The sequence below is a fragment of the Bradyrhizobium sp. Arg816 genome (assembly GCF_029989365.1).
GTDB lineage: Bacteria > Pseudomonadota > Alphaproteobacteria > Rhizobiales > Xanthobacteraceae > Bradyrhizobium.
Genome location: NZ_JAPRAQ010000002.1, coordinates 397,257 through 410,154 on the forward strand (window position 1 = coordinate 397,257; position 12,898 = coordinate 410,154).

Here is a 12,898-nt window from a genome sequence, read left to right on the forward strand (position 1 = left end):
ACCGATGCCACAAGGCGCCGTTACCGCCGACGCGCGATCGGCGACAACCGTTGGAAGCGTGGATCTGCAGTTAACTCCGGGGACGCTGTTTCAATCGTCTTCAAACATGCACCAAGCTCACTGGGAGACCACAACACTTCGTCGCCAATCACCCGGTGCAAAAATTCGAGCGCCTGATCCGGAAACTTGCCGCACAGATCGGCTTGATGAAGGAGATGCACCAAGAAATCAGGGTGAGCCACCGATTGCAGCCACGCGCCGAGCAGCGCTAATGCATCTGGAAACCTATCCTGTGCTGCAACACACAAGCGGCCAAGGCTCTCGGCAATGGCAGGCGAACCGTTGTCTCGGGTCTTGGGCCAGATGGCGTGGAGATACGGGGTAATCCGGTTGGTCCAATAGTCAGCACGCTGTTCGCCCGCCCCCTCCAGCGCTCTCGCCAGCGTCTGTGCTGTCTCATGCAGGCCATCCGGTGGCAGCGCATGGGTGGCGCCAGCCAGTTCTGCGACGGTGAACGTGTCCCCACGGTCGAGGGCGGCGAATGTCAGCAGCGATGCGTATTGACTGCGGTGCTCGCCCAACGTCGCATAATGGTGCGCAGTATCGAGGAAGGCAGGCTTAAGCACTTCCATCAAAGGGCGGTACAGACGCGGGGACCACAGAAAGCCCTCCCAGACCGCGCGCGCTTCAGCCTCAGAGCGTTGCCAGTCGAAAAGCGGCAAGAGGCATTGCGTCGCCCACTGCCTGTCCACGCGGAATAGTGCGATGACATGAGCTGCCAGCACGACCCGACCATGCCGAAACCTATCCACCCGCACGTCGCAAAGTCCAGTAAAGATGGGCTTGATTTCTTCAGACAAGCCTTGCCCATCCTTCAGCGAGCGTCGATACCACCAGCGCAGTAGCGCTTCCGTTACAAGCCCCACCGGGTGATTGATGGCGCGCGTGACAGGCTCGCCGCTATTGACGTCGTCCTGATAATCGAGCGCAAGGATGCGGTCCGCGAGGCTGAAAAAGCGTGCTTCCTGACCTTCGAAGGTCTTGGCGATAGTTTGCAACCACCAACTGACACTGTGGACGAGGTCTTGCAGTACCTGGTTGGGTGCCTCAGCTAAGACCGGCGCCATATAGCGCCAAGAGCGCTTGAGAAGCTTTTCCTCTGACCACGCCTGCAGGGCTTCGCGCCATCGATCAGCCGGCCACACCCCTTCCTTAGCCAACGCGCACAAGGCACAAGCGGTGGTAGCGAAGTCGTCGCTGCAGCGCTGCCGCCAGTCGTCTTCCTGCCAGTGATCCGTGCCCGGTTGCTGCCTTAGCCATTCGATCAGATCACGGCGACGACGCGGTGTGGCGACGAACTTGCGCAGCTCGTCGCCATCGCCCGTCCAGAATGGAAAATCATCGCGGTGATCCGCCGCTAGCTCCCACTCTGGATACTGTGCAACAAGGGCGGCCAACCGTTCCTGACTTTTCACACCCAAGACCGCGCCAGTCTCAGCGACATTTGCCAGTCGCCGCCAAATCTCCCGATCCACAATCCGGGCCCAGCGCTCTGGCTCAATGTCGTCCTTAAACATGGCTCGAGGAGGTCCGGCGAGGATGGCTCGCTCAAGCTCTACCTGCATCGCCTTATCGAGTTGCGGTGCCAGTGCAGCCAGTAAGCGAATGGCTTCCCGTTGGGTTTCCACCGACCACAGCCACCATTGCTCATCCGACAATAGCCAGTCGAGCGCGCGGCGATGATCTAGCACGGTACCCTGCGCGGCTGCGAAGAACGCGAGGCGACGGAACAGCGGATAAGGTAAATGCCACCAGGACTCTGCCATCAGCGATGCCCGCTCTGGCGATTGAGCTGCCGTCGCCAGCCAGGCGTCCCGCGTTAGATCGATCAATGCGGTCCAATCGGTGGAGTCTCGGTTCTGCGGGTGCTCACTGATCGAAGGTTGACTAATGTAGGAGCGATCGCTCCTGTCCTCCGCGCCGCCGAGCTCTCGCATGAGATCGAGCGCATCGCGCAACAAAGTACTGAAATCGGAAAGCAGCTCCGGTAGTGCGGCCACCCAGCGCCCATTCTTGGACAGATCGCGCAGCATGGAATGCACGTGATCCGTCACCAGTACGATCTCCCATCCAACCAACTCGTCGATGCGCTCCGGCTCGTGGCTCTCACCATCTTCGGCTGGCCAACGGAACGGTTCGCGCAGAGATACGTGTGGCGTCAGCGCCTCTCGTATCTCCAGCCTAAAGGTAGCGGTCAGCCCATCGCGTTTGAAACGCTCGATGCAGCGATAAAGGTCGATGGCGCGCACCCATGATTTGACACGCCTAGAGAGCAATAACGACCACAGCGTGCGCATCAGCGGACCAGGGATCGCGTTGGGCGCGCTTTCACGGATGCGCGTCAGCTCGGTCGTGCTGCCATCGAGTTCGAGTTTGGCCAGCTCGCTCAGTCGGCGGTCAATCTGGCTAGCCAGACCATCGTGCAGCTGCCCCCCGCGTTTGACTAGCCACAACAAAAGTTTCGGGTCGTTGAGATGACGAATCAACCAGCGCGCCAAGTGCCGCATCACTTCGTCCCAACGACTGGCGCGGGAGCCTGCATCGACGATCGCCATGGAGGGTGCCAGTGGATACGGCGATGGCCTGTGGATCAGACTGAATGCGAGATTTCTGTCTACCGACGCCATCGGCGGGACCCCGAAGCGGCCTAGGTCCGCGTGGTGATAGCGGTCTTCGCTCAAGGGCTCCAGCCAATCAAGCGATGGCACCGGATCTAAATCGGCAAAGCGCATGGCAGGCAGGCCGCCTGGATCGCTCAACGCCCACAGCAAACGGCCGACGAAGTCGTCTTGCTGAGTGCTCGCCAAGGGGCGCGCCATAGCGGACTCGACGACGATCCGCTCCTTGCCGCGCACACCGTCGCGATAGGTGTCAGCCCAGGCGCGAAGGGTCTTGTGCAGATAGGCGTGACGGTTGTGTTCGCGGTAGAGGACTGGCGTAACGTTCTTCGCCCGCCATTCGTTAGCGCGCTCGTCCTCCTTGCCTTTGGCGTAGCTGCCGAACGCGAACATTTCCGGCCACGACTCGCCGAGCAGACGGTCAGCGGCCAACGCGTCCATCATGTAGCGCAGCACCGGGTCATTGATGCTGTAACCGATGAAACATACGGTATAGTTGCGAAACAATTCGCTGACAAAACGTGCAGCCCAACGTTCGGTAAGGTAGGCTAGGCCAAAGTCACCGCTTGAGACAACGAGACGATCCAGCTCACCTGCTGTCGGTGCGCCGGTGAGGAGTCCATGCAGGTAGACCAAGCCATCCCAGCGGTTCTTCGGCACCGGAAGTAGTGGAGCCTGGAAACGCTCGATCGATAGAGACTTCGCGGCAAGCACCTCCTCGAAAAGGCGATCGAAGTTGGTGGTGATGATCCGTGTAAGGCCCTTGCGGCTTTTGCCCAAGGTCAGCAAGGCCTCGTGGGTCGCCGTCGCATTTGGAGCGCTGAGGTTGGGCTTCAGAATGCCGGCCAGTGCGCGACGCACGGTTTCGCGGCCACCAACAATTTCGGCCTCAAGCAGGCCGATAGCGGTGTCGAACTGCCCGGTCTTGATAGCGGATTGCTGGACCGCGCTGGGTTTAATAGCCAAAGCCGAATAGAGCCTGTCCACCAAGCCGCCCAAACCAGGCAGGCGAGCCGGGTAAGAGATTCCTGCGCCGCAAAAGAAAACAACGCGTCCATCCTCATGCACCTGCAGCAATCGCTCGGGAATGTCGGGGCCATGGCTGATGAATTGCGCCATTCAGCGTATCCCAGCAAGCGCCCGTTGGCGTATCGCGGGTAGCGCAAGCGCGTTCTGCTGGCCGAGAGGAAACCAGGGTGCGAGCAAGCTCACGACTCGCCACCGGTATGTCGCAGTCATTCTCGCGTCATCGCTCAAATTGCAGGCGGTTCGGTGAGCCCTCATCCCTGCAGACAAAGGCCGCTCGCAATGCAAGCTGCGGACACCAAATATTGAGATCCGATTTCCGAATCGTATGCATCCGGTTCTGGAGGACCGGTGAGTAGAGATTTCGTAAGTGGACTTGAGAAACGTAATGATCCAATGGCATTTGCAGCGCCGTCGCGAATCGGTTCCAGCCATTCTAGCGCGAATGCCGACCCGCACGTCACCCCTCGCCGTTAGGATGCGGCCGTCGTTTTGCTCTTCGCGACGGCGGTGTCAACCCGCTTCATATATTCTGGAAAGTTGCTGATATACCATTTGTACCGGCTGAGCGAGTAGTGTTCTTTATTCCAGCGATCCGTATCCCAGCCGCATTCCGACAGCTCGGAAACCCCAAAGATAAATTCGAGCGTGTCGGTGAAAGAGGACGAAAGCTCGTAGACTGACTCAGTCGCCATGGGAAGTGGACTCCCGTGAACGAAGAAGTTTCGCGCGCGAATGCTGTGCGCGATGGCTTCCGGCATCGCGGGAAGACGGGTTGCGATACAGGACGGGACCGTGGCCCAGCGCTGCAGCACCTTGTTGCGTAGATTGAGGCCGCGAACGAGGCCAAGATTATTCAGAATCCGCTCCCGATATTCGTTCACGGTCCCGCTTGTCTTCGAGGCCGCTTTCACCTGGCTTTCGAAGCTCGTCAGCAACCCCTCGACCTCCTCGGGAAGCGCGCCTTGTTTTGTAAAGTCCGAGGCGGGCAGTAGATCGAATGCGTTAGCCGCGCCGATAAGGCGCTCTGTCCTGTAGCGGTGGTTGCTGCGAAAGCCCTCGATGAAACGCTGGCGCGCGGCACGGCGCGGCTCGGCCGTATCCATCCATTGCGTTAGGACCTTCTTGAATTCGTCCTCATGCAGCCCGCCGTTCACGAGAGCGTCTGTTGGGATGACGCTCTGTACTTTCTCGGGCTCGCGGTGAATAAGGTGTAACCGCAGTTGGGTGTGTTCCTCCGCGTCCTTGTGTTCGAGTGTGACGTCTTCGACGTTCTGACAGGATTGCGTCACGAGTTCGAAGAGCGACATGATTTGCCAGACCAGGCGCAGGGCAGCCTCAAGATTGAGAGGTGTAGTGAAGCTACAGGTGACCCTGGCGCGATTTCGAAGCTCAAGGCCATCCGACGATGGGAAGCGTTCGCTCGTCGCGTTCCAAATGGTGATAGTCCCGACGTTGCAAGACGCTTCGATGATCGGTCCGCGATCCCACTGATAATAGAGCTCAAGGTGGCCACCCCGGCGCCGATGCTTAGGCGCGCGTTTTACCCCCCGCAGGATCTCGCGCAGCTGGCCAAAGGAGAGCCGGTGCTCGCCAATGATGTGGCCGAAGGTGCCAAGCTCGTAGAAGAGATGGTTAGCCTCGGTAAACGTAAACGAGATCGATGTAATCACGCAGGCTTCGGGTTCGAGATAATGCGCGCCCAGCACCACGTAGTTGGGCTGCAGCGTCATGTAGCGCTTGTGCTTCCCGTGATAGCTTGCACTCCCTGATATGGTGAGCGGCACGCAATAGATGGCGGAGATGCTGACCCCTTCCTTCGACACGCCTCGCACGCAGTTCATCTCATCGTCCTGCAGGTGAAGGAACTCGTCCGAAAAGATATCAAGCTTGGTGTTTGGGCCGTCGAGGTTGAGCGCGCCGGCATGGTCCGTTCCTTGAACGGTGAAGTGCGCCAGGATCTGCTTGGGCTCAGTGTTTTCTGCCACGGCTACCTCGGGTTATGATCTCACTGCCTCTCGAAGTCCTGGAAAAATTCCGCAGAAAACTTTTTGGAAAATGGAATGCAAGGACATCGCGGGCAGAGGTTAGATTTATTTCAAGCCGTCGCCGGGAACTGAGGTGGCCGGGGGAAGTACGGCTCCCCCCCGGGGCCCCCCGGGGGACGCTATGACGCCGCCGCGCTCTCCCCGCGCTTCTTGATCTTCAAGATCGTCGCTCGGCTGCATCCGGTAGCGTTCTGGATTGTGGTCCAAGACATGTTCTTCGCGAGCATGTCGGCGATGCCAGCATTGCGGTCGGTGTCTTCCTTCCTGCCCTTGTACTTGCCCTCGGCCTTCGCCTTCGCCTGTCCGTGCGCCTGCCGACGTCGCCGATCATCGTAGTCCTTGCGGGCAATAGCGGCGAGCATGTCGAGCATCATGCCGTTGATCGCCTCAAACATCCGCGAGGTAAACTCGTCGGTGTTACTCGTCGCCATCATCCACGACGTCGGCAGGTCGAGAGCGACGACACGAACAGAACGGGCCGCCATTTCGTTTCTAAGCCGCTGCCAGTCGCCTTGTGTAAGTCGGGATAGCCGATCCACCTGCTCGACGAGAAGCACATCACCCGGCTGCGCATCGGTGAGCAAACGGAATAGCTCCGGTCGCGCGAGCTTGGCGCCGCTCTCGTTCTCGACGTACCACGCCGCGACCTTAAGACCGCGCTCGACGGCGAAAGCCTTGAGCTGATCACGGGCGCGGTTGGCGTCCTGATCGTCGGTGGATGCTCGGAGATAGGCCCTGACGAACACCGTGAACCCCCATAGTTCAGTTAGGATGGTTCATATGACATTAGTTCATTTTGAGTCGTCAAACACAATTACTGAACCATCAAAAGTCCGGTTTGATTGGGGCGGACCCAAAGTGAACCAAACTGAGCGAAGCGCTTGCTTAAGTGCCGTATTGGCAAATCACCCAGCTTGCGATTGGGATCTCGGTTCGATAGTTGGCGCCGTGAGGAGCAGGCTGGCGCCCTACGCGGTAGCACGCCTAAGCAACGCCGCTTGTCCAAGAAAACTTTGCGGCGCTCGATCAATCTCGGAAGGTCCTTCCGACCGACTCTGCCATGTTTGACGAGGTATCAATCACTTCGAACAGCGGAACGAGCCGCTCAGCAGCGGTAATCGAAGCCGAAGTGGGACAAAAGATACTGGCAGCGCAGCAAAGAGCTGCAAGCCGCCCCGGCGTGGACATAGGCAAGATAATTACGAGCAATGCAAAGCGAAAATGGATCGTTTTCCAATCGATCCGCGGTCGTGACGTCACATATCCGGTGATTACTCGCCTCACTCACGAGGGAATGCGCATTCGATCATCAATCCGAGCGACGGCTATCTTGAGCGACAACCGGGTCGCGACAAATTAGAAGCCGAGATCATCCAATTACCTCAGAAAGCTCTAAGCTCCGCGACACACCCGCGACGCGCAGTAGCTCGCGCGCATTACGAGGCCCAAGGTTGATAATGCGCCGTCCCTACGACGCCTTTTATGCGGTGTACCTCGCCCTCTCCGATGCGGCATGCTAACGCAAGCCGATGGCTGGCCGGTCAAGATCACGCCCAGTCAAATCGCTGGTCAGCGGTCTGACGGCGCCTTTACAACGCTGGTCCGCGAGTCGCGGCTCATTCCGACAAGTGGACAAACCGACCCGCGCTTCGATGCAGGTCAAAAATCTCCCTTCGCCATTGCAGCAGCCAAATGTGAGATGTCCTCAGTGGCTGAATGTTGATTATCCGCACGCTGGATCTCAACCTGAAGAACTGATTGCCTTGTGGTTGTCTTGATCTAGATCAACACGCGGCCGGCTCAACGTCACCGAAATAAGGCGCTCGGGATGCATTGCGATGCCGGGTCGGCCGATGAGGATCTAGCTTCGGCGAGCCCGTCAGTGCGTCCCCAGTCAATGTGAAACTTGACCGGAGGTCCCAACATGCCCGTGGTTCCGACTTATCCCGGCGTCTATGTGCAGGAGCTTCCCAGCGGTGTTCGCACTATCACGGGAGTGGCGACCTCCATCACCGCCTTCGTCGGTAGCGCGGCGCGCGGGCCGACGGACATTCCGGTCGTGATCAACAGCTTCGGCGATTTCGAAACGACCTTCGGCGGCCTGTGGCTGAACAGCACGCTGGGCTTCTCGGTACGTGACTTCTTTCTGAACGGCGGCGCCCAGGCCCTGGTGGTCCGGCTTTACCACGCCGACCCCGGCGATCCAAATGCGAATCCGGCGGTGCCGGCGCCCGCCGCTGCAGCGCCCCTGCCTGTGGGTGAGCTGAAATTCGTCGCCTCAAGCCCGGGCATCTGGGGCGTGAGACTTCGGACGAGGGTCGACGTTGACGGCGTCACCGACGAGGTCGCGACCCTGCTGGGCGTAACCAAGGCCGATGTGTTCAACCTGACGGTCACCGACACCAGCACCGGCCAGTCGGAGAAGCACCTCAATCTGACCGTCAAGGACAGCCCGCGTCGGGTTGATCTGGTCCTGAGCGCGGAATCACAGCTCGTCGCTTATGACGGTAAGCTCGATCCGGCGACGAAGATCGCCGTCGGCACCGACCCGCTCGGCAAGCTGGAGGACGCTATTGCCGCCGCCGTGAAGGCACTCAACGACAAGCAGATCGCGGATCCGTCCGGGGACGTCACGAACGAGAAGAAGGCGGTGACCGACGCCAGGAAGCTTCGCGACGACGCCCTGAAGGCGGCACTGTCCGCGGTCTCTGATGGCCTCGCGCTGACCGTGGCCGACTTCCTGCCGACCAAGGGCCTGGCCAACAAAAAGGGCCTCTATGCCTTGGAGAAAGCAGACCTCTTCAACCTGCTCTGCATCCCGCCCTACCACTTACCGGTAGACACCATCGACGTCGACCCGAACCTGGTGGCGGCGGCCGCGACCTACTGTGAGCAGCGCCGGGCAATGCTGTTGCTGGACGCACCGAAACCCTGGATTAATAAGGACACGGCGCGCACCCAATTCACCGACGCCGATCAGGACTATGTAGGCACCCGAAGCGCCAATGCCGCTCTGTTCTTCCCGCGTTTGAAGCTGGCCAACCCGCTGCGCGGCAACCAGATCGAGATATCCTCGGCCGTTGGCGCCATCGCCGGCGTTTTCGCCCGGACCGACACCGCCCGCGGAATCTGGAAGGCGCCCGCGGGGCTGGACGCCACGCTCACCGGTGTCTCGCAGCTCAGCGTACCGCTCACCGATCCGGAGAACGGCGAGCTCAACCCGCTGGGCGTCAACTGCTTACGGGCCTTCCCAGTGGGCGGACGGGTCGTCTGGGGGGCGCGCACGCTGCGAGGCGCCGATCAATTGGCAGACGAATACAAATACATTCCCGTGCGCCGCACCGCCCTCTACATCGAGGAGAGCCTCTACCGCGGCTTGAAGTGGGTAGTATTCGAGCCCAACGACGAGCCGTTATGGGCGCAGATTCGCCTGAACGTCGGGGCTTTCATGCACGACCTGTTCCGCAAGGGCGCCTTCCAAGGAGCCTCGCCCCGTGTCGCCTACTTCATCAAGTGCGACGATGAAACGACGACCCCGAACGACATCAATCTCGGCATCGTCAACGTGGTGGTTGGTTTTGCGCCGCTAAAGCCTGCTGAGTTCGTGATCATCACGATCCAGCAGATCGCCGGCCAAGTCGAAGTCTGACGCAAGATCTGCAGGATCAGGGGAAGCCGCTATGGCCCAATTCACCGTCAATGCGCAACGGTTCGACCCATACAAGAACTTCAAGTTCCTGGTGAAGTTCGTCGGCAGCAACATGCCCGTCGCCGGCGTAAGCAAGGTCAGCGCGTTCAAGCGCACGACCGAGGTGGTCAAACACCGCGACGGTGGCGATCCCTCTAGCAGCCGCAAGTCCCCCGGCCGCACCGAGTTCGAAGCAATCACGCTGGAGCGCGGCGTAACCCACGACAAGGACTTCGAGCAGTGGGCCAATAAGGTCTGGGACTTCCAGGCCGGCCTGGGGGCGGAGTCTTCGCTAAAGGATTTCCGCAAGGACATCATCATCGAGGTGCTGAATGAGGCGGGCCAGCTCGCGATCCGTTACTACGCCTATCGCTGCTGGGTGTCCGAATTCCAGGCCCTGCCCGATCTGGACGCCAACGCCAACGCCGTCGCCATTCAGCATATCAAGCTCGAGAACGAAGGCTGGAAGCGCGACCCCGAGACGCCTGAGCCGTCCGAGCCGAGCTTCACCGATCCCTCCTAACGCGCATCCGCAGGCACTAGCCTTACGGGGGAAGAGATGGCAGTTCCGCAGACGGAGACCCTCCTGCAGGTGTGGGAGACCAGTTGCGGCGAGCATCCGATCCACCGCGCGTTGGCGCTGCTCGACGCCGCTTGGCCGCGCGCCGGTGTCGAGGGCTGGGCGAGCGTGCCGATCGGCCAGCGCGACGCCTGGTTGCTCGACCTGCACCACAGCCTGTTTGGACCGGAGCTTGCCACCGTCACCCACTGCCCGCGCTGTCGTGAGCGGCTGGAAATCAGCTTCAGTGCCGAGGAGGTGGGCCTACCCACCCCCGCCCCGCCCGCTGAGCCCGCCGCCTTTCGGCTAAGCGCTCACGGCTATGAGGTGGACTACCGCTTGCCGAACAGCGACGACCTGCTGGTCGCGGCTTCCGCGCGCAATCCGAAGGACGCCGTCGACCGCTTGCTCGATCGCTGCGTCCTCACAGCCTATCTTCACGGGCGGCCGGTGGCCGCTACCGACCTGCCGGAGGGCGTGCTTCTGGATCTGGCCGAAGGGGTGCAGGCTCAGGACCCTGGCGTCGAAATCCGCGTGGCACTCGCCTGCGAGGACTGCGGGTACGACTGGAAGATCGACTTCGATCCTGTCCAGCACGTCAGCGCCCAACTGGACGACTGGGCGCAGCTGTTGCTGGCGGAAGTGCATGCGCTAGCAAGCGCTTATGGCTGGGCCGAACGCGACATCGTGGCCATGCCCCCCCTCCGGCGGCAAATCTATCTCGACATGGTGCGTCGATGAACGGGCTGTTCGAGCGCCTGGCCAAGCGCGCGACGCTCAGCACACCGGTGTTGGAGCGCCGGCCACGCGCCATCTTCGAGCCGACCGGCCCGCGGGGATCTGCGCGGATCGAAAACGTCGAGGCCGAGACATTCGCAGAGGCCGCGCCTTCGCTCGCCGCCATGTCGGCGCCGGCCGCACCGCCAGCGCCGCGCATAACTAGCCCCACGCCTGTCATTGAACGGTCGGAGCATGGATTCGAGCAGGCGCGCGGTCCCGACCGGCCGCCGCCTGCGACCGCGGCTCGCCGCGTCATGCCCGTGCCGCCTCCGGCTGCGGCCCGCGCCGCGCAGCTGGTGCCGGCGCGCACCGAGCTGGCTCCGCCTCAGCGCCCAGCCTCGCAAGCCGCCGGTGCACGCGCGGCAGAAGCACCGCCGCCTGCCCGCCAGACGCCGCCGCCTGCGCCGATTGTGGAACGACGGACCGAGGTTGAGCGCCGCATCGAGGTTCACCACACGACGCGCGAGACAAATGCCAAAGCGGCACTGCCCCAGGCTCCCCCCCAGGGAGCCCGGCCGTCGCACGTTACTCTCCCGCCGGTCCGGCCGCAGGCGGTGCTGCAAGCATCCGCCCGTCCGACGCCGGCGACGCAGATCGCCCGCGCCCGGGCGCTGGCCGCCCCACCCGCTCCCGCCGCAGCACCTCTCGTCCAGTTGAGCATCGGCCGCTTGGAGGTGCGCGCGCCTGCGCCCGAGAAGCGCGCCGCCGCCAAAGCCGCGGCTAGGCCGCGGCTCAGCTTGGAGGCCTATCTCGATGGCCGGCGCGGAGGTGAGCGATGAGCAGCGCGCTAGCCATCGCCGCGGTCACCGCCTCGCTGAAGGACCTTCTCGACGATGGCCTGCTCGACCACGACCTCTCCTCGATCGGCAGCTTCAGCGTTACCGCGCAGCCACCGGACCGCGTCACCACCGGCGAGACCGAAAACAACCAGCTCAACGTCTTCCTCTACCAAGTCACGCCCAACAGCGGCTGGCGCAACATGAACCTGCCGTCGCGAGCGCCGGACGGGACACGGATATCGAATCCGCCGCTGGCGCTCGATCTGCACTACCTGCTCACAGCCTACGGCTCGCAAGACCTGAACGCCGAGGTGCTGCTGGGCTACGCCATGCAGCTCCTACACGAGAATCCGATCCTATCGCGTGCGCAGCTTCGCACTGCGCTGGGCGCGCCTTCGCCGGTGGTGGATGGGGACATCCTGCCCACCCGCTTCGGCAAACTCTCGGCGCTGGACCTCGCCGACCAGGTTGAGCTCCTGAAGATCAGCCCGGTCTACCTGACCTCCGAGGACCTCTCGAAGCTCTGGACGTCGATGCAGGCTCGCTACCGCCCGTCGATGGCCTACATGGTCTCCGTCGTCCTGATTCAGTCGATCGAAACGGTGAAGTCCGCGCCGCCGGTGCTAAAGCGCGGCGCCAAAGACCGCGGCCCGACGGCAGGCGCAGCGCCTTTTCCGACACTGGCCGGCGTGCGCCCGGCGCTCTCGGACCTGTTGCCCGCCGCCCGTCTCGGCGATGATCTGGTGATCACCGGCGCCAACCTCTCCGGCGCCGCGGGCCTGAAGCTGAGCTGCGATCGGCTGGCGATCGAGGAGACCCTGCCGGTGACAGCAGGCGCGAAGCCGGGCGATCTGATCGCCCATCTGCCGAAGCCGGCCGAAGCGGCCGCGGCGATGAGCGACTGGGGCGTGGGCCTCTACAGCGCGTCGCTACGCGTTGAGCGTCCGAATCAGCCCGCCTGGACTACTAACGGCGCGCCGCTGGCGATATCGCCTGTCATCATCGTGAATCCCTTGAACGCCGCAGCCGGCACCGTACAGCTCACCGTCACCTGCACACCGCGGCTGCGGCCGATCCAGGAGCCCGGAGTACGGCTGCTCTTCGGCGACCAGGAACTCGCACCGCTCACCGTCGACACCCCGGCGGACACGACCGAGCCCACGACGCTTACTTTCGAGCGCACCGTGGCGGCAGGAGCCTATGTCGTGCGCCTGCGGGTCGACGGGATCGACAGCCTGCCGGTCACTATCACCGGGCAGCCGCCTGCCCTCGACTTCGATCCGCAGCAAACGGTGACTGTGGCATGAGGGCGGCTCGCGCCATAGCCCGAAAGGCCGCGC

8 protein-coding genes are annotated in these 12,898 nt (G+C 62.1%); 5 read left to right on the forward strand and 3 right to left on the reverse strand.

Translation table 11 applies throughout. The annotated features are described in order from the left end of the window. Positions 1 to 20: 20 nt before the first annotated feature. The 3 genes from dsr1 to OWC48_RS06940 all read right to left on the reverse strand — a co-directional run bounded on the left by dsr1 (position 21) and on the right by OWC48_RS06940 (position 6,498). Positions 21 to 3,797: an anti-phage defense-associated sirtuin Dsr1 gene (dsr1, locus tag OWC48_RS06930; RefSeq protein ID WP_282519295.1), complete on the reverse strand. Its 3,777-nt coding sequence runs from the start codon at positions 3,795 to 3,797 to the stop codon at positions 21 to 23. Between the two features lie 380 nt (positions 3,798 to 4,177). Continuing rightward, on the reverse strand, positions 4,178 to 5,692 hold the full coding sequence (locus OWC48_RS06935; RefSeq protein ID WP_282519296.1) for a hypothetical protein: 1,515 nt from the start codon (positions 5,690 to 5,692) through the stop codon (positions 4,178 to 4,180). Between the two features lie 179 nt (positions 5,693 to 5,871). Next, positions 5,872 to 6,498, reverse strand: coding sequence for a recombinase family protein (locus OWC48_RS06940; RefSeq protein WP_282519297.1), 627 nt, complete (start codon positions 6,496 to 6,498; stop codon positions 5,872 to 5,874). Between the two features lie 1,178 nt (positions 6,499 to 7,676). Between OWC48_RS06940 and OWC48_RS06945 the strand changes: the two genes are divergently transcribed. Genes OWC48_RS06945 through OWC48_RS06965 form a run of 5 tightly spaced genes read left to right on the forward strand, consistent with a single transcriptional unit; the run spans position 7,677 to position 12,865 of the window. After that, the gene (locus OWC48_RS06945) at positions 7,677 to 9,401 is read left to right on the forward strand and encodes a phage tail sheath C-terminal domain-containing protein (RefSeq protein WP_282519298.1); all 1,725 of its coding nucleotides are present in this window, start codon (positions 7,677 to 7,679) and stop codon (positions 9,399 to 9,401) included. Between the two features lie 31 nt (positions 9,402 to 9,432). Next, complete coding sequence (locus OWC48_RS06950; RefSeq protein WP_282519299.1) at positions 9,433 to 9,963, forward strand: phage tail protein; 531 nt, start codon at positions 9,433 to 9,435, stop codon at positions 9,961 to 9,963. A gap of 36 nt (positions 9,964 to 9,999) precedes the next feature. Next, entirely contained in the window at positions 10,000 to 10,740 is a 741-nt protein-coding gene (locus OWC48_RS06955) for a hypothetical protein (protein ID WP_282519300.1), read from the forward strand. Then, on the forward strand, positions 10,737 to 11,558 hold the full coding sequence (locus tag OWC48_RS06960; RefSeq protein WP_282519301.1) for a hypothetical protein: 822 nt from the start codon (positions 10,737 to 10,739) through the stop codon (positions 11,556 to 11,558). Before OWC48_RS06955 ends, OWC48_RS06960 begins: the two co-directional genes overlap by 4 nt. Next, positions 11,555 to 12,865: a DUF4255 domain-containing protein gene (locus OWC48_RS06965; RefSeq protein WP_282519302.1), complete on the forward strand. Its 1,311-nt coding sequence runs from the start codon at positions 11,555 to 11,557 to the stop codon at positions 12,863 to 12,865. The genes OWC48_RS06960 and OWC48_RS06965 overlap by 4 nt, the downstream gene beginning before the upstream one ends. Positions 12,866 to 12,898: the final 33 nt, after the last annotated feature.

What these genes read in the sequence shown, in the direction of transcription:
- dsr1 (WP_282519295.1), bottom strand. Translation starts at nt 3,797, where the DNA reads ATGGCGCAATTCATCAGCCATGGCCCCGACATTCCCGAGCGATTGCTG.
- OWC48_RS06945 (WP_282519298.1), top strand. Translation starts at nt 7,677, where the DNA reads ATGCCCGTGGTTCCGACTTATCCCGGCGTCTATGTGCAGGAGCTTCCC.
- OWC48_RS06950 (WP_282519299.1), top strand. Translation starts at nt 9,433, where the DNA reads ATGGCCCAATTCACCGTCAATGCGCAACGGTTCGACCCATACAAGAAC.
- OWC48_RS06955 (WP_282519300.1), top strand. Translation starts at nt 10,000, where the DNA reads ATGGCAGTTCCGCAGACGGAGACCCTCCTGCAGGTGTGGGAGACCAGT.
- OWC48_RS06960 (WP_282519301.1), top strand. Translation starts at nt 10,737, where the DNA reads ATGAACGGGCTGTTCGAGCGCCTGGCCAAGCGCGCGACGCTCAGCACA.
- OWC48_RS06965 (WP_282519302.1), top strand. Translation starts at nt 11,555, where the DNA reads ATGAGCAGCGCGCTAGCCATCGCCGCGGTCACCGCCTCGCTGAAGGAC.